This is a genomic window from Streptomyces sp. NPDC006314 (genome assembly GCF_040613075.1).
GTDB lineage: Bacteria > Actinomycetota > Actinomycetes > Streptomycetales > Streptomycetaceae > Streptomyces.
This window is the reverse complement of sequence record NZ_JBEXRL010000001.1, coordinates 30393-54921: the sequence shown is the minus strand read 5'-3', so window position 1 is coordinate 54921 and position 24529 is coordinate 30393. Positions and strand designations below refer to the sequence as shown.

The window sequence follows — 24529 nt, the reverse complement described above, 5'->3', positions numbered from 1 at the left end:
GATGAACGAGTGTCCCCTGTGATGACAAGAACCGATACGCCTCCGGCCTGGGACGAGCGCGCCCAGCTGACCACCTTCCTCGACTACGCCCGGGCCACCGCCCGCGCCAAGTGCGAGGGTGTCTCGCCGGAGGACGCCCGCCGGGCGCCACTGCCCGGCTCCCCGCTCATGACCCTGTGCGGTCTGGTCAACCACCTGCGCTGGGTGGAGTACTACTGGTTCCAGGTGGTCTTCCTCGGCGAGGAGGACCAGGGGCCGTGGACCGACGAGGACCCCGACCGTGAGATGCGGATCGCGGTGGACATCCCGCTGGAGCGGTTGCTCGCCGAGTACGGGGAACAGAGCGCCCGCTACCGCGAACTGGTGGCCGCGACCGACCTGGACACGCCGGCGAAGCGGTCCGTGGGCGACGGCCGGCACCCCGACCTCCGCTGGGTGCTGCTGCATCTGATCGAGGAGACCTCCCGGCACAACGGACACCTCGATGTCGTACGGGAACTGGTCGACGGGACCACTGGCAGCTAGCGCACACGGGGAGGGGCCACCGGAACACGGCCCCGGCGGCCCCTCCTCTCCCCTCCTGATGCCCTCCCGGCCCGTCACTATCGGGGCAGCACCACGACGTACGCGGCCGGATCGCGGTCGCCGGCCGCCATCAGCGCCGTACGCACCACCGCCGCCTGCTGCTCCCTCGCGTCCCTGAGCTTCTTCGGCGTGACGTACACGACCGTGATCCCCAGGCGCTCAAGGTGCTCGCGCTTGCGGGCGTATTCCGACCACACCTCCTCGTCGTCGTGCCGATGGCCTTGGCGGGGTGCCCGCGTGTCGAGTTCCACGGCCACGGCCTGGTCCGGCCAGTACGCGTCCAGTCCGCCGAGGTGCGGGCCGCCGGGCAGGCGCAGGTCGACGTTCCAGACCGGGTCGGGCAGGCCGTACTCGTGGACCATCCGGTAGAGGCGGTCCTCGGCGATCGAGCGGCCCTCCGCCACCAGCGAGTCCACCGCGTCCACCACGTGCGGCCGGTTCAGCAGCTTCGCCTGGGTCAACTCCTGTACCACCGCGGACGGTTCGCAGTGGCCGCCGCGTACCGCCTCCGTCAGCAGCCGCCGTACCGTCTCCGCGTCCGTCAGTGCCGCCACCGCGTCCGCCAGCGCCCGCGGCACCGGCGCCACCGGCAGTCCCGTCACCACCCGGGGCGTGGGCAGGGCCGGGCTGCGCAGGACGCGGACGTACCCCGTGGAGCGCAGCCGGCGCAGGCGCGGGACCAGGACGTCGACGTGGTCCAGGGAGAGCGGCGGGGTGGCGGAGAAGCCGTACAGGGTGAGGGCCGCGAGGCCCGTGATCATCGCCTCCGCGTACAGCGGGCGGTGCGGGCTCTCGGCCGTCGGCTGGACCGGGACGCCCGGCGCCGACGCGCGGGCCGCGTACAACAGGGCCCCGTGCAGCCGCTCCTCGTTCGTCGGCGGGCCGGGGTGCAGCAGGACGACGTTCGGGAGCAGCTGGCGCCAGGGACCGCCGGGGCGGCACTGCTCGGTCAGCTCGGTCGCGGTCACGCCGTGGGCGCGGAGCTGGGCCGCCGTCAGGACGCGGCGGTGGACCTCGGAGAGGTGACGGAGGGGGCGGGGGGAGAGCGGGGTGTTGTGCGTCATGGCGTCGGGATTCCCGCTCCACGTCCCGCCCCTAACCGCTGTTACACGGTCGTCGAAAAACCCGGACAAGGCGGGACTAAAGGTCAGGTGTTCGGATGCCGAATGGGCACCGAAAACCCCTGGTCCCCTCAGATGTGGACCAGGGGTTACGGCTAATCTTGCCCGAATTTCGTAACGGTCACCGACCGGGCAAGCTCAGGCCAAGGCTCACCGGTCGGCGGCCGCCGCGTCGCACTCCTGTGCGCACAGCGCCCGCGCCAGGTCGTCCCGCGCCTCCAGCACCAGCCGGCGCAGCGCCGGCGCAGCGTCCCGGTGCGCCGCCAGCCACGCGTCCGTCGCGTCGAGGGTCTCCTGCCGGTCCTGGTGGGACGGGAACAGACCCCGGACCACGTCCATGCCGATCTGGATCGACCGCTCCCGCCACACCCGCTCGATCGCCGCGAAGTACAACTGCGCGTACGGTGCGGTCAGCTCCCGCTGCGAAGGCTGCCCGAAACCCGCGATCGTCGCCTCCACCAGCGCGTTCGACAGGGCGTCGGACTCCACCACCTGCGCCCACGCCTGCGCCTTGACCGCCGCCGACGGGCGGGCCGCCAGGCAGCGCACCTGGTGCCGCTTGCCGGAGGCCGTGTCGTCCCGGGCCAGCTCGGCCGCCAGTACCGACTCGTCGGCCACCCCGTGCGCGGCCAGCGGCTCCAGGAACGCCCAGCGCAGCTCCTGGTCCACCGCCAGACCCTCGATCGAGGTCGTCCCGTCCAGCAGGTCCCTCAGCAGCTCCAGGTCCGGCCCGGCAGAGGCCACGGCCGCGAAGAACCGCGCCCAGGCCAGCTGGTGCTCACTGCCCGGCTCGGCCGTCCGCAGCTCCCGCAGGGCACCCTCGGCGAGCAACTCGCCGCCGGTCTCCCGCCAGGCCGGCGCCGCGTAGTGCACCAGCGCCGAGTTCGCCCAGGCGTGCAGCATCTGCAGCACACCGATGTCCGACTCGCGGCCCGCGAACCGCAGTACGAGGTCGATGAAGTCCCGCGCCGGCAGCAGCGCGTCCCGGGTCAGGTTCCACAGCGCCGACCAGCACAGCGCACGGGCCAGCGGGTCGGTCAGCGCGCCCAGGTGCGCGCGCAGGGTCGCCAGCGAGGTCTCGTCGAAGCGGATCTTGCAGTAGGTCAGGTCGTCGTCGTTGACCAGCACCAGCTCCGGCGCCTCGGCGCCCGCCAGCTCCGCCACGACCGTACGCGGGCCGTCCACGTCCGTCTCCACGCGCGCGTAGCGCTCCACCGCGCCCTCGGGGGTGCGGCGGTACAGGCCCACCGCGATACGGTGCGGGCGCAGCTCGGGGTGTGCTTCCGGAGCCTCCTGGACGATCGCCAGCTCGGCGATCCGGCCGCCCTGGGTGTCCAGCAGCACCTGCGGGGTCAGCGAGTTCACCCCCGCCGTCTGCAGCCAGGACCCCGCCCACGCGGTCATGTCCCGGCCGCTGGTCTCGGCCAGCACCGACAGCAGATCCCCGAGGCGCGTGTTGCCGTACGCGTTGCGCTTGAAGTACCGGCGGGCGCCCTCCAGGAACGCGTCCCGGCCGACGTACGCCACCAGCTGCTTGAGCACGGAGGCGCCCTTGGCGTAGGTGATGCCGTCGAAGTTCAGCTTGGCGTCCTCCAGGTCACGGATGTCGGCCGTGATCGGATGCGTGGACGGCAGCTGGTCCGCGCGGTACGCCCAGGCCTTGCGGCGGTTGGCGAAGGTGATCCAGGCGTCGGAGAAGCGGGTCGCGCCGACGTTCGCGAAAGTGCCCATGAAGTCCGCGAAGGACTCCTTCAGCCACAGGTCGTCCCACCACTCCATGGTGACCAGGTCGCCGAACCACATGTGCGCCATCTCGTGCAGGATGACGTTGGCCCGCGCCTCGTACGACGCCTGCGTCACCTTCCCGCGGAAGATGTACTCCTCGCGGAAGGTCACCAGGCCCGGGTTCTCCATCGCGCCCAGGTTGTACTCCGGCACGAACGCCTGGTCGTACTTCCCGAACGGGTACGGGTAGTCGAAGTGGTCGTGGAAGAAGTCCAGGCCCTGCTTGGTGACCAGGAAGACGTCCTCGGCGTCGAAGTGCGGGGCGAGACCCTTGCGGCACATCGCGCCCAGCGGGATCTCCAGCTTCGTCCCGTCCTCGAAGGTACGGGAGTAGCTGTCCGTCACGTAGTGGTACGGGCCCGCCACCACACACGTGATGTACGTCGAGATCGGCTTGGTCTCCGCGAACCGCCAGACCCCGTCGGAGAGTTCCCCCGCGCCGTTGCTCCACACCGTCCAGCCCTGCGGCGCCTGGACCTCGAAGCGGTAGGGGGCCTTGAGGTCCGGTTGCTCGAAGTTGGCGAAGACGCGGCGGGCGTCGGCCGGCTCGTACTGCGTGTAGAGGTAGACCTCGCCGTCCTCGGGGTCGACGAAGCGGTGCAGGCCCTCGCCGGTGCGCGAGTAGGCGCACCGGGCGTCGACCACCAGCTCGTTCTCGGTGGCCAGGTCCTCCAGCGCGATCCGGGAGCCGTCGAAGACCTCGCTCGGGTCCAGGTCCTTGCCGTTGAGCGAGACGGAGGTCACGCTCGGTGCGATCAGGTCGGCGAAGCTGGACGCGCCCGGCTCGTTGCAGCGGAAGCGGACGGTGGTCACCGAGCGGAAGGTGCGCGGCTCGCCGTGCCCGTCGCCGACGGCGGACCTCAGGTCCAGGGACACGTCGTACCCGTCGACGGACAGCAGTGCGGCCCGCTCCCGGGCCTCGTCGCGGGACAGATTCTCACCGGGCACGGGCGGCACTCCCTCGTGGTCGCGTGAATGGTGGCTGAACAGGACCGATCCTGCCATGTGCACCTGACGGGGGGCAGCAGGGAATGCGGCTCCCGGCGAAGCCGTTGACTGTTCAAAAGACCGTTTCGCTGAGGAGAACCATGTCCGAGACCCCGGCCGCGTCCGGCAAGACCCCTGTCGACTTCTGGTTCGACCCGCTGTGCCCCTGGGCCTGGATGACCTCCCGGTGGGTGCTCGAGGTGGAGAAGGTCCGCGACATCGAGGTCCGCTGGCACATCATGAGCCTCGCTGTCCTCAACGAGAACAAACTGGACGAGCTGCCCGAGGACTACCGGGAACTGCTCACCACCAAGGCGTGGAAGCCGGTGCGTGTGGTCACCGCGGCCTGGCAGAAGCACGGCGACGACATCCTCGGCCCGCTCTACACCGCGCTCGGCACCCGCATCCACAACAACGGCGAGGGCGCGACCGTGGAGGCCGTCGCCGGGGCGCTCGCGGACGTCGGCCTGCCCGCCGAGCTGATCGAGTACGCCGAGCAGGAGGACTTCGAGTTCGACGCCGAGCTGCGTGCCTCCCACAAGGAGGGCATCGAGAAGGTCGGCCAGGACGTCGGCACCCCGGTCATCGCGGTCCCGGGCGCCGACGGCGAGCAGATCGCCTTTTTCGGCCCGGTCGTCACCCCCGCCCCCAAGGGCGAGGACGCGGCCCGTCTGTGGGACGGCACGATCGCCGTGGCCTCGGTCCCGGGCTTCTACGAGATCAAGCGGACCCGCACCAAGGGCCCCGACTTCAGCAACCTCTGAACCCCCTGCCGACGGGCCCGGTGCTGTTCGGCGCCGGGCCCGTTCCCGTGTCCGGGCCGGCCGGCGGGCCGGACGCATGCCGTGTGGGCAGGCCGGTCACGGGCGCCGCAGCAGTCCCCGCTCCATGGCCACCACCACCGCCCGCGTCCGGTCGTTGACGTCCAGCTTGGCGAACAGGCGCAGCAGATGGGTCTTGACGGTGGCCTCGGAGATGACGAGGCGGCGGCCGATCTCGGCGTTGGTGAGGCCGTCCGCCACCGCGCTCAGGACGTCGGTCTCGCGGGCCGTGAGCGGGTCCTGGACCGGGCGTCGCATCCGGGCGACCAGTCTCTCCGCCACGCGGGGAGCGAGCACGGTCTCGCCTCGCGCGGCCGAGCGGATCGCCTCGGCCAGCTGTTCCCGGGTGGTGTCCTTGAGCAGGTATCCGATGGCGCCGGCCTCGACGCCCCGCTCGATGTCGGCGTCCGTGTCGTAGGTGGTGAGGATCAGCACCCGGGTGCGCGGGTGCCGGGCGGCGATCTCGGCGGTCGTGGCGACCCCGTCCCGCACCGGCATGCGCAGATCGACCAGAGCCACGTCCGGATCGTGCCGGGCGACCAGGTCGAGGGCGGCCCGGCCGTCACCCGCCTCGCCGACGACCTCGATGTCGTTCTCCCCGTCGAGCAGGGCGATCACCCCGGCCCGCATCACGGTGTGGTCGTCCACCACGACGATGCGGAGCTTCCGCCCGGTCATACCGCTCCCTCCGCCGGAACCACCGCGAGGATCCTCGTCCCGTCGCCGACCGAACTGGTCACCGTCAGCCGACCGCCCAGCTCGGCGAGCCGTTTGCGCATCCCGTCGAGCCCGAAGCCCGTCGAGGCCTCCACCACGAACCCGGTGCCGTCGTCGGTCACCTCCAGTTCCACGCCGTACGGCCGCCGGGCCAGCACCACCCCGACCGTCGTGGCCCGGGCGTGTTTGCGCGCGTTGGCCAGGGACTCCTGGGTGCAGCGCAGCAGTGCGATCCGGGTCTGCTGGTCGCAGTCGAGGTCGGCCAGTTCGGCGTCCACGGTCAGGCCGGTGTCCTCGGCGAACCGGTCCAGGATGCGGCGCAGCGTCTGCGCCAGGGAACCGGACTCCGGCCGCTGCCCCTGCCCGCCCGAGGCCACCAGTTCCCGGGCCTCGGCGAGGTTCTCGCGGGCCGTCGACTCGATCGAGCGCAGTCGGCGGGCACTGCGCCCGGGATCCGCTGCCAGGCCCGCCCGGGCCGCCTCCGCCAGGACGACGATGGACGCGAAGCCCTGCGCCAGTGTGTCGTGGATCTCCCGGGCCATCCGCTCCCTCTCGTCGGCCGCGCCCTGCCGTTGATGAGCCTCCGACAGCTCTGCCTGCGTGCGCTCCAACTCGACGATGAGCCGGGCGCGTTCGGTGCTCTGCTCGACCACCGCGCGCGTCCACAGCCCGATCAGCACGCCCACCGTGACGACGATCAGCGTGCCCACGACCGTCTCGCCGAAGAACTTCCCCGACCAGCCCTGCCGCACCCAACTCCCCAGCAGGGTCGTGGCGGTGGTCAGCCCGAGGAACGTGAGCGAGATCCTCGGTGTCCGCCCGAACATCCAGTAGTGCGGCAGCGTCACCATGAAGAGGGCCGCATAGCTGGTGCGCAGGTAGGCCAGTCCGCCGAGCGCCAGCACCAGCACCGCAAGGTATCCGTGCGGCCGTACGACGGGGTTGGCCGGGAAGCGGTGCAGGACGGCGAAGCCCAGGGCCACGCTGCCGAGCAGGGCGAGGGCCGCGTACCGGCCGCCGCCCTCGCCCAGCGCGGTGATCCCGACGGCCATCGCGGCGAACAGCACCCAGCACACCGCGTTCCATCTGCGCAGGGTCGTCGCCCAGAAGGCGTCGGCGGACGGTCCGGCAAGAGAGGTCATACGGATCAACGTACGTCGACCGGTCGGGGCGCGGGGGCCGGTGCGACGGCGGCCCGCCCCGCCCGCGACGGCCACCAGCTGCGCTCGCCGAGCAGCAGCATCGCCGACGGCAGGACGAGGACGCGCACCACGAAGGCGTCGATCAGCACGGCCGCCGCGAGCACGAACCCGATCTGCTTCATCTCGATGATGTGCAGGAAGACGAAGCTCACGAACACGGTCGTCATCACCACGGCCGCGCTGGTCACCACGCTCGCGGACCGCCGGACCCCGTCCAGCACCGCCTGCCGGGTGGGCGTGCCGGCCAGTACCGCCTCCCGGATGCGGCTCACCACGAACACCTGGTAGTCCATCGACAGCCCGAAGAGGATCACGAAGAGGAACAGCGGCACGCGCGAACCGATCGACCCCGTGGAACCGAAGTCCAGCAGCCCCTCGGCCCAGGTGTGCTGGAAGACGAGGACCAGCAGACCGAGCGCGGCCACCGCCGACAGCAGGTTCAGGACGACGCCGATCAGGCCGAGGGCGACGGAGCGGAACGCGTACAGGGTCATCAGGAACGTCACGAGGAGCAACGCCCCCAGGACGAGGGGCAGTTTGCCGTTCTGGTGGGCCGGATAGTCCTGGTAACGGGCGACGTCGCCGGTCACGCCGTACTCGGCGCCCGCGATCCGGCCGACGGTGGCGGGCAGGTAGTCCTGGCGCAGGAGGTCCAGGGAGTCGTACGCCTGCCGTGAGTTGCCGAGGTGCGGGACCCTCAGCTCCAGGGTGCTGGTCCGGTGGTCGGCGGAGGTGCGGATCCGGGAGGAGCCGGTGAACAGCGGGTCACCGGCGGCCCGGCGGGCAAGCGCGCGCAGCTTGCCGGTGACCTCCGCGGACCGCGCCGCGTCGGCCCGTACGACGACCTGGTGGGTGACCCGCCGCTCGGGGAACGCCTCGTTGAGCCGGTCGTACACCCGCATCGCGGGGATCGCCCGGGAGTGCGTGTCCCGGCTCATCTCCGTGATCTTCAGGCCCGTCAGCGGGAGGGCCAGGGCGAGCAGGGCGAGGAGGGAGACGCACAGCGTGACCAGCGGGTGCCGGGCGGCGGGCCGCAGCAGCGCGGACCAGAACCGGCCGCCGCCCTCGCCCCGGATCCGCCGGGAGGGCTTCCCGCGCGCCGCCCGCCCCCGTGCCCTGCGCTCGGCCCGCCTGCCCAGCACGGTCAGCAGGGCGGGCAGCGCGGTCAGGGAGCTGGCCACCGCGACCAGGACGACCACGACGGTGCCGGTGGCGAGCGAGGAGAAGATGACGTCCGAGGCCAGGTACAGCGTGGCGGTGGAGGCGACGACCGCGAGCCCCGAGACGACCACGGCCCGCCCGGAGGTCGCCGCGGCCAGCTCGACCAGTTGCCCGGAGCCGAGCCGGCCGCCGCAGCGGGCCCGCTCCTCGCGTTCCCGCTTGAGGTGGAAGAGCGTGTAGTCGACGCCGACCGCGAGGCCGATCATGAGGATGACGTTCGTGCCCACCCCCGCGTCGGGAGTGAGGTGCGAGGCGAGCATCGCCAGGCCGATGGCCGCGGCGATCGACGACAGCGCCAGCAGCAGCGGTACGGCGGCCATGGTGACCGAGCCGAACACGGCCAGCAGGGTGAACAGGGTGACCGGAAGCGTGATCTTCTCGGAGAGGGCGAGGTCGTCGCCGCGCTGCTCGTCGACTCCCTTGCTGATGGAGGGGCTGCCGGTCTCCTGCAGGAGCAGCCCGGGGTGGGTCTTCTGGACGGCGGTGGTCTGCGCGAGCAGGGCGCCGACTTTGTCCTTCGCGTCCCGTTCCTCGCCCTTGAGGGACACCTCGACCATGAGGACACGGCCGTCGGAGGAGCGTGCCGGGCCGGCCACGTGGGCGACCTCCGGGAGCCGTCGCATGCGGGTGGTGAGTTCCCGCGCGGCCGAGGCGGCGGCCCGGTCGTCCAGGTCGCCCGAGCGGGCCGAGATCAGTACCTGTTCGGCGGACAGGCGTTCCAGGTGCCCGTCGGAGGCCATGGCCTCGGCCCGGCCGGCCTCGCCGACCCGGTAGTCCGCCGTCTTCGCGCTGTGGGTGCCCACGGCACTGCCGGCCCCGAGGCACAACGCCACGAACAGCAGCCAGCCGAGGAGGGCCCGCCAGGGGTGCCGGGCACTCCAGCGCGCCGCGCGCACAGTGAGTGTGTTCATGCCCAGAAGCCTCGCTGGCCAGGGCGTTTCACGGACACGGGTGCCCGGTTGAACTTGGCGTCAACCGATCGGTGGACCCCGAGGGTGTGGAAAACCCCCGCGAGTCACGTCCTCGCGGGGGTCTTCTTTCATCCGCCTGCCGACGTGAAGGGTGAGAAGACGATCACGAGGCAGGACGACTCCGGGGCGCTCAGCGCTCTCAGGGGGCCAGCAGCAGGGCGTCCGCGCGGGACGTGGCGGCCTCGTAGCGGCGGGCCACGTCCTGCCAGTCGACGACCTGCCACATGGCCTCGACGAAGTCCACCTTCTGGTTGCGGTACTGCAGATAGAAGGCGTGCTCCCAGGCGTCGAAGACGAGGACCGGGGTCGAGCCCTGGCCGACGTTGCCCTGGTGGTCGTAGACCTGCTCCACGATCAGGCGGCCGCTCAGCGGCTCGTAGGCGAGCACGCCCCAGCCCGAACCCTGGGTGGTGGCCGCGGCCTTGGACAGCTGGGTCCGGAAGGCGGCGAAGGAACCGAAGGACTCCCTGATCGCCTCCGCCAGCTCACCCACGCCGTCGGCCGCCAGCGGCTCGCCGCCGCCGTCCTTCGGGCCGGTCATGTTCTGCCAGTAGATCGAGTGCAGGATGTGCCCGGAGAGGTGGAAGGCCAGGTTCTTCTCCAGGCCGTTGATCGAGCCCCACGCTTCCTTGTCCCGTGCCTCGGCGAGCTGCTCCAGGGTGTCGTTCGCGCCCTTCACATAGGCCGCGTGGTGCTTGTCGTGGTGCAGCTCGATGATCTCGGGGCTGATCACGGGCGCGAGCGCGGAGTAGTCGTAGGGCAGGTCGGGCAGCGTGTAGACGGGCATGGGTGATCCCCTCCGGAACCTTATTGCAAGTTGCTTGCAACTACACGCTAGCAACAACAGCGGGGGAGCAACAGAAAGGCCCCCACGTGTCGTCGTACGTGGGGGCCTCGCCGGGTGCCGGGGACCGGGTGGAGGAGGGCGTCAGCGCTTGGCGCGCACCCGCTGCCACACGTATCCGATCGCCGCCAGGGCCAGTGTCATGCCGCCCGTGGAGTACAGCTGGAGGCGGGTGTCCGGCTCGCGGGCCATGAGGGCGAAGATGGCGACCATGCCGGCCAGGGCGACCCAGGTCAGCCAGGGGAAGCCCCACATGCGGACCGCCGGCTTCTCGGGGGCCTCGCGCTCGATCCGGCGGCGCAGCAGCAACTGGGAGACGGCGATGAACATCCAGACGACCAGGATGACCGCGCCGATCATGTTCAGCAGCCAGGAGAAGACGTCGTCCGGGCGCCAGTAGCTGAGCAGCACGCACAGGAAGCCGAAGAAGCAGGACGTGAGGACCGCGATCCGCGGGACTCCGCCGGAGAGCCGCGCCAGCGCTTTCGGGCCCTGGCCGCGCTCCACCAGCGAGTAGGCGATGCGGGAGGAGCCGTAGATGTTGGCGTTCATCGCGGACAGCAGCGCCACCAGGACGACCACGTTCATCAGCTGACCCGCGCCGGGGATGCCCAGGTGGTCGAGCGTGGCGACGTACGGGCCCTTCTCCACGACCTCCTTGGAGTCCCACGGGACCAGGGTGACGACGACCGCCATGGAGCCGATGTAGAAGAGGGCGATGCGCCACATCGCCGTGCGGACGGCGCTCGCCACGCCCCGCACCGGGTCCTCCGACTCGGCCGCCGCGATGGTGACCGTCTCCAGTCCGCCGTAGGCGAAGACGGACGCGAGCAGACCGATGATCAGGCCGTTGCTGCCGTGCGGGAGGAAGTCCGTCAGGTTCGAGGCGCCGGGGGAGTCCGTGCCGGGCAGGACGCCCGCGAGGGCCAGCACGCCCAGGATCAGGAACAGGCTGATCGCGCCGACCTTCAGCGCGGCGAACCAGAACTCGAACTCGCCGAAGTTCTTCACGGCGGCCAGGTTCGTCCCGCAGAAGACGACCATGAACAGCGCGACCCAGACCCACTCGGGCGTGCCGGGCAGCCAGCCGGAGACGATGTGCGCGGCGCCGATGCCCTCCAGCCCGACGGCCGTGCACAGCAGGACCCAGAAGGACCAGCCGGCCGCGAAGCCGGCCCAGGGGCCGATCGCCCGCTCGGCGTGCGCGGAGAAGGAGCCCGACGACGGGTAGGCGGCGGACATCTCGCCGAGCATCCGCATCACCAGCATCACGAGGATGCCGGAGACGGCGTAGGCGATGACGATGGACGGACCGGCGGCGGCGATGCCCGCACCGGAACCGACGAACAGGCCCGCGCCGATGACGCCGCCGAGGGCGATCATCGACAGGTGACGCTGCTTGAGGCCGTGGGAGAGGGAGGCGCCGGCCCGCTGTCGCGGGGGCGTCTCGGTCTTCGTGCTGCTGGGCATAAGCGCGGCTCGTCCAGTGCAATAGAAGGGCAAAATCGTCAACAGTCTGGGCGGCCCGTCCGCTCACGCGACGAGGCCGCCCAGTATCCGGACAGTAGCCGTACGCAGGGTGAACCCGCGGTTACCCGGCCGCGGGTGCCGGTGTGCGGTGCGCGGCGACGCCCGCGATCGAGCAGCTCTCCCTCGCCCTCGACGCCGACCAGACGTGAGCGGCAGTCATGGCCGGCGGTCGTGAAGCCGGAGAACGCCCCGGCGCCGCCCGGACGGCGACCGACGGGCGAGACGGGCGCCCGCGGCGGGTTTGGCGAGACCCTACAGAGGTCTCCACGGGCGTCCGGGTATCCCGGACCACTCCACCTCAGTGACCGGCATCACGCCGTACCCGGTGTAACCCGCAACCTTTGTCCGGAGCCCACCAAGTGGCCGTTCGAGCCTTTGTCGACCGCTGACGGTGATCGCCGCGAGGGCGCCGGTATAGCGTCACGGTGTTCCCACCTGCCCAGACACCCGCGGAGTCCCCATGAGCACCGCCACCGCCACCGCTCGCCCCGGTGCAGTCCTCGCCGACCTGCTGCCCTCCCCCAGGCTCTCGGCTTCGCTTGAGCAGGGCGGTGCCCCCGCCCGCGTCCGCGACGCCGCCCTCGTGCTCGGCGGCGCCGTGCTCACCGGCCTCGCGGCCCAGCTGTCGGTCCCCGTGCCCGGCTCCCCGGTGCCGGTGACCGGCCAGACCTTCGCAGCGCTGCTCGTCGGCACCTCGCTCGGCGCCCGCCGCGGCTTCCTCTCCCTCGCCCTGTACGCGCTGGCCGGTGTGGCCGGGGTGCCGTGGTTCGCGGGCGGCACCTCCGGCGGCGGCGCCGTCTCCTTCGGTTACATCCTCGGCATGCTGCTCGCCTCCGCGGCCGTGGGCGCCCTGGCCCGCCGCGGCGCCGACCGCTCCCCGCTGCGTATGGCGGGCACGATGCTCCTCGGCGAGGCGATCATCTACGCGATCGGCGTGCCCTACCTGGCCCTGGCCGCCCACATGTCCGCGTCCCAGGCGATCGCGGCCGGCCTCACCCCGTTCCTCATCGGCGACGCCCTCAAGGCCGCCCTGGCGATGGGCCTGCTGCCCACCGCCTGGAAGCTCGCCGGCAAGCGCTGAGGCGCCGGCTCCTACGCGCTGACGCCGTAGTTCCCGCGGAAGAGGTTCGCCGGGTCGTGACTCTCCTTGAGCCCGGCGAGCCTCTTTCGTGTCTCCGGGTCGCACGGTCCCGAACCCCGGTCGCCCGCTCCGAAGGCGAAGTCGAGGGACCGGCCGAGCGTGTCGTTCGGCCGGCGATGCGAGCGCCGGGTCCAGCACGGCCCGCGCCCCGACGCTCGACAGCCGCATCAGCAACCGTCCCTCGCGGTACGGCACCGCGTTCGGCGCCGGCCGGGCCGGCGCCCCGCCGAGGTGATTGACCTGGTCGCTGTGGATGGCGTGGCTCTCGGCGTACGGCATCACGCGCGGCGAGTCCCCCAGCACCGGGCCGATCTCCCGCAGCGGGGCGACGAGGAGGTCCGCGCCGTCCGCGCCCGTGTGGGCGATCCGGGTCGAGACGGCCCGGGTGCCGCGCAGCCGCGGCGGCAGGGCGGTCAGGTCCGGGTACGGCACGGCGGCGAAGGACGAGTCAGCCCGTCCGGCACGGTCCGCCTCCAGGCCTCGTACGCCCGCGGCGCGGCCGCCGGGTCCACCACCCGCCCGTCGGTCCGGGTACGTCATGGAACGCAGCATGGCCGCACGACCTGACACCTTCCGTCAGGTCATGCGGCCATGTCGGTCCGGGACCGGATCAGCCGACGGACACCTTGTCGGCCTCAGCCTCGGCCGCGGGGGCCGGGCGGTTCGCGGCGAGCCGCTGCTTGACCCCGGCGATCACCAGCACGATCGCCGCGACCATGAGCGACAGCAGCACGGTCTCGCGGCCGTCGTGCTCCGTGTCGGTCAGCATGTAGCCGAGGACGAACACGATCAGCGCGGCCGTCGCCCAGGTCAGGTACGGGTACAGCCACATCTTCACGACGAGCTTCTCCGGCGCCTCCCGCTGGATGATCTTCCGCATCCGCAGCTGCGAGAAGCAGATGACCAGCCACACGAACAGGGCGACCGCGCCGGAGGAGTTGACGAGGAAGAGGAAGATCTTGTCCGGGGACAGGTAGTTGAAGAAGACGGCGACGAAACCGAACACGACCGACGCGAGGATCGCGGCCAGCGGCACGCCCCGGCTGTTGACCCGTGCGAACGCCTTCGGCGCGTCACCCCGCTCACCGAGCGAGAAGGCCATCCGGGAGGCCGTGTACAGGCCGGAGTTCAGACACGACAGCACCGAGGTCAGCACGATGAAGTTCATGATCTGACCGGCGTGTGCGATGCCGAGGGAGTCCAGGGCGGCGACGTAGGAGCCGTCCTTCTTGATGGACGGGTCGTTCCACGGCAGCAGCGAGACCACGACGAGGATCGAGCCCAGGTAGAAGACGCCGATCCGCCAGATGATGCTGTTGGTGGACTTGGTGACCGCGCGCTGCGGGTCCTCCGACTCGCCGGCCGCCAGGGTGGCGATCTCGCTGCCCATGAAGGAGAAGACGACCAGCAGCACACCGGTGAGGACGGCGCCCGGACCGTGTGGCAGGAAACCGCCGTGGCCGGTCAGGTTGCCGAAGCTCGCCTTGTCGGCGTCGACGCCTGGCAGCACACCGAACACGGCGAGCAGGCCGATGACGATGAACGCGCCGATGGCCACGACCTTGATCCCGGCGAACCAGAACTCGAACTCGCCGTAGGAGCCGACGGAGACGAGGTTGGTCGCGGTCAGGACGACCATCACGATCAGTGCCCAGCCCCACTGCGGGACGGCCGGCACCCAGCCTTCGAGGATCTTGGCGCCGGCGGTCGCCTCGACGGCGAGCACGACGACCCAGAAGAACCAGTACAGCCAGCCGATGGAGAAGCCGGCCCAGCGGCCGAGGGCCCGGTCGGCGTGCGCGGAGAACGAACCGGAGGTCGGGTTCGCGGCCGACATCTCGCCCAGCATGCGCATCACCAGCACGACGAGCGTGCCGACGAGGGCGTACGACAGAAGAATGCCCGGTCCCGCGGTGGCGATACCGGAACTGGAGCCGACGAAGAGGCCGGCTCCGATGACGCCACCGATCGCGATCATCGTCAGATGGCGGTTTTTCAGTCCTGCTTGGAGGCCCGAACCAGGGGTCATGGACGGATTTCCTTTGCGCCAGGTGGAGCTGCCCGTACGAGCGGTGTACGAGTCGGTCCAGTGAATCCGAGGCGAACGAATTCGGGAACCTCTGAATCCGGATCGTTACTTGAGGTTTCCTTGAGGATCTATGGCCTGACTCACACATTTCGGGACCGTCTCCGCGCCGGCACCCGGGGCTGCCGCCCTGAAACAGGCGTGTCACACTCGTTGCATGCGCGTGTATCTCGGCTCCGACCATGCGGGCTACGAACTCAAGAACCACCTCGTCGAGTGGCTCAAGGCCGCCGGCCACGAGCCCGTCGACTGCGGGCCGCACCTGTACGACGCCCAGGACGACTACCCGCCCTTCTGCCTCCGCGCCGCGGAGCGGGCGGCCGCGGACCCGGACGCCCTGGGTGTCGTGATCGGCGGCTCCGGCAACGGCGAGCAGATCGCCGCGAACAAGGTGAAGGGCGTGCGGGCGGCCCTCGCCTGGAGCGAGGAGACGGCGGCGCTCGGCCGTCAGCACAACAACGCCAACGTGGTGGCCGTGGGTGCGCGCATGCACGGCACGGAGGAGGCGACCAAGTTCGTCGAGGTCTTCCTCAACACCCCGTTCTCGGGTGACGAGCGCCACATCCGCCGCATCGACATGCTGTCGGCGTACGAGACGACCGGCGACCTGCCCCCGATCCCGGCCCACCACCCCCAGCAGGACTGAGGCTCCCCCCGGGGGCTGGAAGGAACGGGAAGCCGTGCCAGAGGGGCACACGATTCACCGGCTGGCGCACGACTACGCCGCCCGTTTCTCCGGCACGGCTCCCCGCGTCACCAGCCCCCAGGGCAAGTTCTCCGACGCCGCGGACCTGCTGAACGGTGCCGTGCTCACGGCCACCGAGGCCCACGGCAAGCACCTCTTCCTGCGGTTCCGGGACGCCGACTGGGTCCATATCCACCTCGGCCTCTTCGGCAAGGTCGGCTTCGGTGACGCCCCCGCGCCGCCACCGACCGACACCGTCCGGCTCCGGCTCGCCAACGACACCTCGTACGTCGACCTGCGCGGCCCCACCACCTGCGCCCTGATCACGGACGCCGAGAAGCACGCGATACACGACCGGCTCGGCCCCGATCCGCTCCGCGAGGACGCCGACCCGAGCGTGGCCTACCGGAGGATCTCCCGCAGCCGTACGACGATCGCCGCGCTGCTCATGGACCAGAAGATCGTGGCCGGCGTCGGGAACGTCTACCGCGCCGAGGTCCTCTTCCGGCACGGCATCGACCCGTACCGCGCCGGCCGGGACATCACCCCGGCCGAGTGGGACGCCCTCTGGGCCGACCTGGCCGAGCTGATGCGCGAGGGGGTCCGGAACAACCGGATCGACACCGTACGGCCCGAGCACACCCCGGAGGCGATGGGCCGCCCGCCCCGCGTGGACGACCACGGCGGCGAGGTGTACGTCTACCGCCGCGCCACCCGGCCCTGCCACATCTGCGGCGACGAGATCCGCACCGCCGGCCTCGCCGCCCGCAACCTCTTCTGGTGCCCCACCTGCCAAACACGGTGACCTGGCCGGCAGGCATGGTGACCTGGCCGGCGGGCATGGTGGCCTGGCGGAAACGGTGACCTAGAAGCCGTGCGGCAGCCAGGGCGCGACCGGTGAGCCGAACGCCACCGACGCCTCCGTCAGGGCTCCGGGCCGCAGCTCCCGTACCCGCCCGGCCGCCGCCAGCGACAGCAGGGTCACTCCGCCGAGGTAGGCCGCGCCCAACTCCCTGACGGACAGGGCGAGATCGGCCGCATCGGAGGTGCGCTCACAGGACGCGCCCTCGGCATCACCGGTCAGCCGCCAACGCCCCGCGTTCCGGGGGCAGAAAGCGTCCTCGACCTCGAACACGACGTCCACCGGCGCCAGATAGGTGCGCGCCGACAGGGCCGTACCCACGTCCACGAGACGGACGTATCCGGCGTCCCGCGTCCGCGACCCGCAGCGGCGGATGTCGGAGACCAGGTGCTGCCAGGCGTCGTCGACCGGACGACCCCGCACCGTCAGCGTCGTCATCAGGTCGATGCCGAACAGGAAACGCCACAGCGCGCCCTCGGTCGCCGGATCGAGGGCGGCCAGGTTCTCAAGGGTCACCGTGCCGTCGTGCCCGCTCGGCCCCCAGCCCATCTTGGTGCGGAAGCGCGCGTACCCGGTGACCTCGCCGTCCCGTTCGGCGACCACGCACTGCAGCGCCGACGCCCCGCCCCGGTCGCTCTCCGGGTCGAGCAGGCCGGCCCGCTCCCAGCCGGGCTGCCGGGCCAGCATGCCGGGACGGAGGGGCACCAGGGCCGCGTACACGGCCTCGCACTCCTTCAGGACGTCGCCGGGCGGTGCGTAGCGCACGCGCACCTCGTCGGTGCCCGCGGGCAGTGCCAGGGTGACCCGGCCGGTGTCGATCTCGGCGTTGATCTGGAAGGTCGCCGTGCCGTATCCGAAGCGGCCGTAGATCGCGGGCTCGGAGGCGAACAGCGCCGCCAGCGGCTCGCCCTTGGCGTGCGCGTCGTCCAGCAGCCGCCGCATCATCGACGTCAGCACTCCGCGCCGCCGGTGCGTCGCGGCCACGCTGACCATGGTCACGCCGGCGGTGGGCACCACCGCCCCGCCCGGCACGGTCATCCGGAAACTGAAGGCCCCGGACGTACCGACGATCGTGTCCTCGTCCCAGACGGCCAGGGAACGGTCGAACTCGGTGAGGGATTCATCCAGTTCGCGCTCTTCGCGGGAGGCCGGCCCGCCGCCGAACGCACGGGCCAGGTGGTCCCACCACCGGTCGAACTCCTCCGGGCGCAGCGTCTTCAACTCGGTCGCGTGGTCAGTCCCCATGAGCCATGCCTATCAGGGCATTGCGGGACGAGCCAGCGAATTTCTCCCGGGCGGCGGCGTGATGGCCTCGCGTGCCGTTCACTGTGAGGACGAACGAGAAAGACGAGCGGGCAGCGCAGCCTCGCGCGGGGGACAAGTGGAACCTCCCGTGCCAAGCGGCCGGTCCGATGGATAGGGTCCCGGACTAATGGCAGCAGGACGAGGGCGGCGCGCGAAGGCCGAGACGTTCACGGCCCGGTGGAGGAAGCAGTGGCACCGGGCCCGCATCGGCCTGCGCAGAAGCGCCGTGGACTACTTCCGCGGCGACGGCTCGGACTGGATCGCGTTCGCCGGACTGCTGCTGGCCATACCCGTCCTCGCGGCCATGACCCTCGCCGACTCGGTGTGGTGCTCCCCGGCCACCCTGGTGCTGCCGATCGTCGCGGGGGGCCTGCTGCTACGCCCGGCGAGCCTGCTCGGCCTGTACGCGGCGGCGGCCACCGCGCTGATCGTGGAGTCGGTGCGGCTCGGCCCGTACACCGAGGGGCCGTCGCGGGTCACGCCCGGTGTGGTCCTGGTGGTGGCCGCGTGCGGCTTCTTCGGGCTGCTGACCGCGCAGTTCCGCAGCCGGGTCGGTGTGCCCTGGCGGCGCGGCGGCACCATGCTCTTCGACCTGCGCGAGCGGATCCGGGTGCAGAGCAAGCTGCCGAAGCTGCCGCAGGGCTGGCACCACGAGATGGCACTGCGCCCGGCCGGCGGACAGTCCTTCTCCGGCGACTTCGTCGTCGCGGCCCGCACGAACGGCGGCCGCACGTTGGAGGTCGTGCTGACGGACGTGTCGGGCAAGGGCATGGACGCGGGCTCGCGCGCCCTGCTGCTGTCCGGTGCCTTCGGCGGTCTCCTCGGCTCCCTGCCCCCGCACGCCTTCCTCCCGGCCGCGAACGGCTATCTGCTCCGCCAGGACTGGGAGGAGGGCTTCGCCACCTCCATCCACCTGGTCCTGGACCTCGACTCCGGGGACTACGAGCTGTACTCCGCCGGACATCCGCCGGGGCTCCAGCTCAGCGCCGGCAGCGGACGCTGGGAGGAGAAGGCCGCCGAGGGGCCGCTGCTCGGTGTGTACGACGGCGCCCAGTTCGACCCGGTGAAGGGCTCGCTGCGACCGGGTGACGTGTTGATGCTGTTCACGGACGGATTGGTGGAAACCTCCGACCGCGACATCGTCGAGGGCATCGACCGCCTCACCGGCGAGGCCGACCGCTATGTCGCCGGCGGCTTCCACGGTGCGGCCTGGCACCTCATCGAGGCGGTCGCGAAGGACGTCAACGACGACCGTGCCCTCCTCCTCATCTGCCGTGAGACATCGGCGAACGGCCGCTGAGCCGGCCGGCCCGTGCGAGGTGCTACTGCCCACGGAACCGCAGGAGCACACCCCTTGCACCTCTTGCACCTCTTGCACCCCGCCGTCCCCGCCGGCCCAGGACCCGTACAGCGCCCGGCCCTCCCGGGTCCCGGCCCGGGCCGCCCTGCGGCAGGGGACACTGAAGGGGTGACCGAGACACCACTCACCCTGGCCGAGGTCGAGGCCGTCGCGCGCGCAGCCCACGAGGGCCAGACCGACAAGGCGGGACGGCCGTACGCCGAACATCTCGCGGCCGTCGCCGAGGGCGTCCGGGCCCGCGGCGGCGACCCGGAGCAGATCGCGGCGGCCTGGCTGCACGACGCGATCGAGGACGACGCGCTCACCCGGGAGTGGCTGGCCGCGGCCGCCCTGGCCCCGCGCGCCAAGGCCATCGTGGACGCCCTCACCAAGCGGCCGGGGGAGGAACCCGGGGAGTACGCCCGCCGGATCCTCGACACCCCGGGCGCGCTGCTGGTGAAGGCCTCCGATCTGGCGCACAACGCCGACCCGGGGCGGCTGGCCGTCCTGCCCGAGGCGACCCGAGGACGACTGACCGAGAAGTACGCCCGGATGCGCGCACTCCTCGGCCTGGACCTGCGCGGCTAGGCGCTGACCTTCTCGCGCTCCAGTTCCGTCTTCTGGCGCTCCCGGGCCAGTTCGGCCGCGTCCTGCTTGAACGCCCACTCCATCTTCGGCTCCATCGCGAAGCGGAAGACGCGCTGCACCGGCTTGGTGCACAGCAGCGTGACGGCGGCGGCCGCGAGGACGGTGACGGCGGCCGCACCGAGGGCCCCGTGCCGCTGGGCGAGGTCGAACCCGCCCGCGTAGTAACAGCTCTTGACGACGAAGCCGTGGAGCAGATAGCCGTACAGCGTTCCCGCGCCGAGCGCGGTGAACCACGTCCGGCGGCCCGGCACCCAGGCGAGGAAGCAGGCGGTCAGCAGCAGCGAGCAGCCGAACATGGCCAGCGTCATGAACGGCCCGGTCCACCAGGGCGCGCCGACGTCCTGCGCGGAGTACTGGCGGTAGAACCACCCGCCGTCGATGCGCGGTACGGTCCACCAGCCGACGGCCAGCGCCGCGGCGAACACCGGTACGGACAGGACCCGCACCCGCCGTCGGCGTATCAGCGCGAAGTGCTCGGGCTTCAGCAGCAGTCCGAGGACGAAGCAGGGCAGGAACTGCAGGACGCGGCCGAGGTCCAGATTGTCATCGATCCCCCGGGAGACCGAGGCGACCATGGCGATCCCGAGCGCGAGAGGCAGCGGCCAGCGCACCAGCTTCCACACCGGCGTGGTCAGACGCCAGATGAACAGCGCGCACAGGAACCACGTCAGGTAGTAGGGAGAGACGAGGCTGATCGGGTCGGTGGCCTGGCCCGCGTAGCGCCTGAACAGCGAATAGGCGATCTGGAACAGCAGATACGGGACCGCGATGCCTGTGATCAGCCGCTTCAGCCGGTCCGGGCGCATGTCGAAACTGCGGGAGAAGTAGCCGGAGATGACGATGAACGCCGGCATGTGGAAGGTGTACACGACGTTGTACAGGCCTTCGAGGACCCGGTTGTCGCTCTTGATCGCCGACCAGGAGTGTCCCAGCGCCACCAACACGATCGCCAGGTACTTGGCGTTGTCGAAGAACGCGTCGCGCCGTCTGCCCGGTCTGTCGGCCGGTGGCTGCCTCTCCTGCGCACTCGTCGGGGTACGCGGACCGGGCACTCCACGCACCAGCGGCTGTGCCGGGGGGAGCGGCCTGTGGTTGTGGCCGGGGGACGGGACGGCGTCGAACATCTCAGGCACCCTAGCGTCGGCTGTGGGATTTCGTAAAACCCGCGCTGCTATTTCTGGTTAGCGCGCTCGTGTACCCCGTAATTCACCGAACTTGCCCTCGCTGTCGACGTGATGATGGGCACACAGGTGTCGTCCGTTCATCCAGGATGTACCGATTAATCCAGACTAATTCGGGCATGCGACGCCTCTGTGTTATGTACTTCGAATCGCCGGTCCCTGTGATGCGTGGATATTGAAATGGAGTTCCGTGAATTCGTGCGGATTCAGTGTCCGGAGCCTCACCGTATTCCTGTGCGAGGGGTCGCACACGCGGGCGCCCGCCCGACGTTGTGTCACGGGCCGCATACAGGAGCCTGGTTGGTGGCACGATGGTTCTGGCGGGGGTGCGCGGGCCGTACCTCCGGGCCGGCAGGGCGGACCGACCGAGGGTGTGATCAGTTTGGCCATTTCACTGTCCGTGGTGCTTCTGTTGGCGATCATCCTGGTGGTGCTGATCCGAGGGGGGAACATCAAGGCCGGCCCCGCGATCGTCGCGATCCTCTTCGGTTTCTTCCTCGCCTCGACCGGCATGGCGCCGTCCATCACCCGGTTCCTGAACTCCATAGCGGAGTCCATCAACTCGATCAGGTTCTGACCCGGCGGGGGAGCGGCGGAGTCTCGACAGCTGGAACAACGGGGGATGTAAGGGCATGGCGCTGCGCGACTCGGACCCGGCGGAGGTCGGCGGCTACCGGATCGAGGACCGCCTCGGCAGCGGCGGCATGGGCGTGGTCTACCTCGCCCGCTCCGCGTCCGGCCGCCGGCTCGCCGTCAAGGTCGTCCACGGCCAGTACGCCGACGACGACGAGTTCCGCACCCGGTTCCGCCGCGAGGTGGCCGCCGCCCGCCAGGTCAGCGGCGCGTTCACGGCCCCTGTGGTGGACGCGGACGCCGACGCGCCGCGCCCCTGGATGGCCACCCTCTACATCCCCGCCGAGGACCTCGGCACCCACGTCCGCCGCCACGGCCCGCTCCCGCCGGACCGGCTGCGCGAACTCGCCGCCGGCCTCGCCGAGGCCCTGCGCGACATCCACCGCGCCGGAGTGGTCCACCGGGACCTGAAACCGGCCAACGTCATGCTCGCCGAGGACGGGCCCCGGGTCATCGACTTCGGCATCTCCCGCGCCGCCGAGTCCGCCGCCATGGACGCCCTGACCCAGACCGGCCGGGTGATGGGCACCCCGCCCTTCATGTCCCCCGAGCAGTTCGCCTCCCCGCACGAGGTCGGCCCGGCCACCGACATCTTCTCCCTCGGCGCCGTCCTCGTGTACGCCGCCACCAGGCGCGGCCCCTTCGACAGCGCGAGCCCCTGGGAGACGGCGACACGCGTCGTCGAGGGACGCGCCGACCTCGACGACGTCCCGGACGAGCTGCTCCCCTGCGTCCGCCTCTGCCTGGAGAAGCACCCCAAGTCCCGGCCCACCCCCGACGAACTGCTGCGCCTGCTCCGCGACGGCCGGCTGCCCGACCGGGACCCGGTACCCGAAACGGACGCGGCCGGACCGGTGACCCGGCCCGAACCGCCGCGCCGGCGCCGGTGGTGGCCGGCCGCCGTGGCCGCCACCGCCGTACTGGCCGCCGTGGCCGCCACGACCAGCGTCCTCGCCCGCGACGGCGGTACCGCCCCGCACGCCCTGCCGGCCGGCTGGCACAGCTGGCACCGGCAGGCCGAGGACCCCATGGCCGAGAACCCGAACGCCATCGGCCCGAGCGGCCCCTTCAACCGCTGCGTCACCTCGCGGCAGTCACTGCTGTGCGCCGGCGACGGCATCATGGCCGCCCGGTTCGACCTCGCCGACGGCCGCAACGCCTGGACCCGGCCCATGGACCCCACACCCGCCGAGACCACGAGCAGCGGCGGAGGCACGATCATCGGCACCCGCCCCGGCGGTGTATACGTCTTCGGCGCCGACGACCGCGACATCAAGACCGGCAAGGAGGAGCCGGAGAGCCGGACCCGCTACACCGTGCAGGCCCTGGACACGGCCACCGGCAAGGCGGTCTGGAAGAGGGTCGTCGCCGACGACGTGAACGGCGTCGGGCCGGACTCCAGCGGCGCCGTCGCCACCCCGGCGGGCGTCATCACCACCTACGGCGACACGTCCGACTCCTACGCCCTCCTCGACGCCGCGCGCGGCAGGGTCCGCTGGCGCCACCGGCTGCCCTACGGCATGAGCGACAACGGCGACTGCCTGCTGAGCGGCGCCGCCGGACAGGCGTACCTGGTGTGCCACACCCCCGACGACGACGGCGACACCGCCCACACCACCGTCGCCCAGCTCGACCCGGCCACCGGTAAGGCCCGCTGGACCCGGACCGTCAAGGGCGGGGTGTACCTGCTCGGCCAGACGCGGGGCCGCCTGGTGCTGGGCCCCGACCCGTTCCTGGGGAACCTGGGCGGCCTGACCCTCATCGACCTCTCCTCGCACGTCGTGACGACCGTACGGCTGACCGTCCCGAAGGCCGCCACGGGCGCCTACCTGGTCCGCGGCACCCTCTACCTCACCCTCGGCAGCGGCAGCGTCCGCGCGGTCGACCCGGACACCGGGCGGCAGCTGTGGCAGAGCAACTCCACCGTCGAACAGCCCGGCCCGCCCACCGCCTCCGCCACCCGGCTCTACCTGGCCTCGCCCACCGGCCGGCTGGCCGCCCTGGACCTGCGCACCGGCCGGGTCACGGGCACACTCCCCGGCCGTGACGACAGCGACACCACCGGCTCCTCCGACACCCCCGCGCCCCCCGTCCTGTCCGGCGACGCCCTCTACGTCCCCTACGGCACGCGCTCGGTCTACACCGTGGACGTCAAGGACCTCTGAACACACCGGGAGCCCGGCTCCGCCGAAGCGGAAACCGGGTGAATCCCGGCCGACCCGGCGAGACGCCGACCTGACGCCGACCTGACGCCGCGGGGGCCCGCCGGGCCTGGTCGGCGGTCACGCGGCCGTACGGGACCGCTGCACCGATCCCGCATGGACCGCGGAGCGGGAAACGACAGCCGCCGACGGCGCGATCAAGTGGGTCAGCACGTCCTGGACCTCACACCGGTAGCCGGGCGGGCGGGCGTGTGACGTGACGCGATGCCGCATCCCGACGGGGCACGGGGGACACGCAGGGCTGAACGACCCCGGGGACGGCCGAAGGCCCGGGAGAGGAAAAAGATCTCTCACCTGGGCCTTCGGCGTACAGAGCGGGCGACGGGAATCGAACCCGCGTAGCTAGTTTGGAAGACTAGGGCTCTACCATTGAGCTACGCCCGCACTAGTGCGCCGCAGGTCCGTGACCGCGGCACTGGAGGCATCGTAGCGGGTCGCCCACCGCCGAGGCCAACGTGTCGCCCGACGCGCGGATGCCACGCCCGACCGCTCCCGTCAATGCGGCCGACGTTTCCGGCCGGGGCATGTACCCTACGTGTCGCACCAGACGGGGTGTGGCGCAGCTTGGTAGCGCGTCCGCTTTGGGAGCGGAAGGCCGTGGGTTCAAATCCCGCCACCCCGACCACCGGCTCGTGACGTCGCG

Annotated in this window: 19 protein-coding genes and 2 tRNA genes; 10 read left to right on the top strand and 11 right to left on the bottom strand. The window is 71.4% G+C overall.

The window, feature by feature from the left end; translation table 11 throughout:
• Positions 1-21 precede the first annotated feature (21 nt).
• Positions 22-525: a DinB family protein gene (locus ABZ079_RS00220; protein WP_356937103.1), complete on the top strand. Its 504-nt coding sequence runs from the start codon at positions 22-24 to the stop codon at positions 523-525.
• 77 nt (positions 526-602) lie between these two features.
• On the opposite strand, the gene ABZ079_RS00215 is transcribed toward ABZ079_RS00220, so the two are convergent.
• Together ABZ079_RS00215 and pepN are read right to left on the bottom strand one after the other, a co-directional pair.
• Complete coding sequence (locus ABZ079_RS00215; protein ID WP_356937102.1) at positions 603-1649, bottom strand: hypothetical protein; 1047 nt, start codon at positions 1647-1649, stop codon at positions 603-605.
• A gap of 207 nt (positions 1650-1856) precedes the next feature.
• Positions 1857-4439 carry an aminopeptidase N gene (gene pepN, locus ABZ079_RS00210; RefSeq protein ID WP_356937101.1) on the bottom strand — a complete coding sequence of 861 codons (2583 nt, stop codon included), beginning with the start codon at positions 4437-4439 and terminating at the stop codon, positions 1857-1859.
• Positions 4440-4579: 140 nt separating this feature from the next.
• Between pepN and ABZ079_RS00205 the strand changes: the two genes are divergently transcribed.
• On the top strand, positions 4580-5242 hold the full coding sequence (locus tag ABZ079_RS00205; RefSeq protein WP_356937100.1) for a DsbA family protein: 663 nt from the start codon (positions 4580-4582) through the stop codon (positions 5240-5242).
• Positions 5243-5338: 96 nt separating this feature from the next.
• Here ABZ079_RS00205 and ABZ079_RS00200 read toward each other — a convergent pair whose 3' ends face one another.
• The 5 genes from ABZ079_RS00200 to ABZ079_RS00180 form a co-directional block, all read right to left on the bottom strand.
• The gene (locus ABZ079_RS00200; RefSeq protein WP_356937099.1) at positions 5339-5977 is read right to left on the bottom strand and encodes a response regulator transcription factor; all 639 of its coding nucleotides are present in this window, start codon (positions 5975-5977) and stop codon (positions 5339-5341) included.
• Positions 5974-7158, bottom strand: coding sequence for a sensor histidine kinase (locus tag ABZ079_RS00195; protein WP_356937098.1), 1185 nt, complete (start codon positions 7156-7158; stop codon positions 5974-5976). The genes ABZ079_RS00200 and ABZ079_RS00195 overlap by 4 nt, the downstream gene beginning before the upstream one ends.
• A 5-nt stretch (positions 7159-7163) precedes the next feature.
• Positions 7164-9350 carry an MMPL family transporter gene (locus ABZ079_RS00190; protein ID WP_356937097.1) on the bottom strand — a complete coding sequence of 729 codons (2187 nt, stop codon included), beginning with the start codon at positions 9348-9350 and terminating at the stop codon, positions 7164-7166.
• Positions 9351-9549: 199 nt separating this feature from the next.
• Positions 9550-10197 (bottom strand): superoxide dismutase, encoded by a 648-nt coding sequence (locus ABZ079_RS00185; protein ID WP_356937096.1) that lies wholly within the window; start codon positions 10195-10197, stop codon positions 9550-9552.
• A gap of 141 nt (positions 10198-10338) precedes the next feature.
• Positions 10339-11724: an amino acid permease gene (locus tag ABZ079_RS00180; RefSeq protein WP_356937095.1), complete on the bottom strand. Its 1386-nt coding sequence runs from the start codon at positions 11722-11724 to the stop codon at positions 10339-10341.
• A gap of 520 nt (positions 11725-12244) precedes the next feature.
• Between ABZ079_RS00180 and ABZ079_RS00175 the strand changes: the two genes are divergently transcribed.
• Entirely contained in the window at positions 12245-12865 is a 621-nt protein-coding gene (locus ABZ079_RS00175) for a biotin transporter BioY (RefSeq protein ID WP_356937094.1), read from the top strand.
• A 670-nt stretch (positions 12866-13535) separates the two neighbouring features.
• Here ABZ079_RS00175 and ABZ079_RS00170 read toward each other — a convergent pair.
• On the bottom strand, positions 13536-14954 hold the full coding sequence (locus ABZ079_RS00170) for an amino acid permease (RefSeq protein ID WP_356937093.1): 1419 nt from the start codon (positions 14952-14954) through the stop codon (positions 13536-13538).
• 214 nt (positions 14955-15168) lie between these two features.
• Here ABZ079_RS00170 and ABZ079_RS00165 point away from each other — a divergent pair, with 214 nt between their 5' ends.
• On the top strand, positions 15169-15657 hold the full coding sequence (locus ABZ079_RS00165) for a ribose-5-phosphate isomerase (protein WP_356937092.1): 489 nt from the start codon (positions 15169-15171) through the stop codon (positions 15655-15657).
• Positions 15658-15691: 34 nt separating this feature from the next.
• On the top strand, positions 15692-16501 hold the full coding sequence (locus ABZ079_RS00160; RefSeq protein WP_356937091.1) for a DNA-formamidopyrimidine glycosylase family protein: 810 nt from the start codon (positions 15692-15694) through the stop codon (positions 16499-16501).
• 60 nt (positions 16502-16561) lie between these two features.
• Here the strand turns inward: ABZ079_RS00160 and ABZ079_RS00155 are convergent, their stop codons facing one another.
• The gene (locus ABZ079_RS00155; protein WP_356937090.1) at positions 16562-17803 is read right to left on the bottom strand and encodes a GNAT family N-acetyltransferase; all 1242 of its coding nucleotides are present in this window, start codon (positions 17801-17803) and stop codon (positions 16562-16564) included.
• Positions 17804-17990: 187 nt separating this feature from the next.
• On the opposite strand from ABZ079_RS00155, the gene ABZ079_RS00150 reads away from it, so the two are divergent.
• Together ABZ079_RS00150 and ABZ079_RS00145 are read left to right on the top strand one after the other, a co-directional pair.
• Positions 17991-19163, top strand: coding sequence for a PP2C family protein-serine/threonine phosphatase (locus tag ABZ079_RS00150; RefSeq protein ID WP_356937089.1), 1173 nt, complete (start codon positions 17991-17993; stop codon positions 19161-19163).
• Positions 19164-19331: 168 nt separating this feature from the next.
• Positions 19332-19790, top strand: coding sequence for an HD domain-containing protein (locus ABZ079_RS00145; protein WP_356937088.1), 459 nt, complete (start codon positions 19332-19334; stop codon positions 19788-19790).
• On the opposite strand, the gene ABZ079_RS00140 is transcribed toward ABZ079_RS00145, so the two are convergent.
• Positions 19787-20902, bottom strand: a complete 1116-nt coding sequence (locus tag ABZ079_RS00140; RefSeq protein ID WP_356937628.1) for an acyltransferase family protein — start codon at positions 20900-20902, stop codon at positions 19787-19789. The genes ABZ079_RS00145 and ABZ079_RS00140 overlap by 4 nt on opposite strands.
• A 511-nt stretch (positions 20903-21413) precedes the next feature.
• Here ABZ079_RS00140 and ABZ079_RS00135 point away from each other — a divergent pair.
• Together ABZ079_RS00135 and ABZ079_RS00130 are read left to right on the top strand one after the other, a co-directional pair.
• The gene (locus ABZ079_RS00135; RefSeq protein ID WP_356937087.1) at positions 21414-21608 is read left to right on the top strand and encodes a hypothetical protein; all 195 of its coding nucleotides are present in this window, start codon (positions 21414-21416) and stop codon (positions 21606-21608) included.
• Positions 21609-21663: 55 nt separating this feature from the next.
• The gene (locus tag ABZ079_RS00130) at positions 21664-23829 is read left to right on the top strand and encodes a serine/threonine-protein kinase (protein ID WP_356937086.1); all 2166 of its coding nucleotides are present in this window, start codon (positions 21664-21666) and stop codon (positions 23827-23829) included.
• 370 nt (positions 23830-24199) lie between these two features.
• Here ABZ079_RS00130 and ABZ079_RS00125 read toward each other — a convergent pair.
• Positions 24200-24270: transfer RNA gene (locus tag ABZ079_RS00125), tRNA-Gly, on the bottom strand.
• A gap of 164 nt (positions 24271-24434) precedes the next feature.
• Between ABZ079_RS00125 and ABZ079_RS00120 the strand changes: the two genes are divergently transcribed.
• Positions 24435-24511, top strand: a tRNA-Pro gene (locus ABZ079_RS00120).
• Positions 24512-24529: the final 18 nt, after the last annotated feature.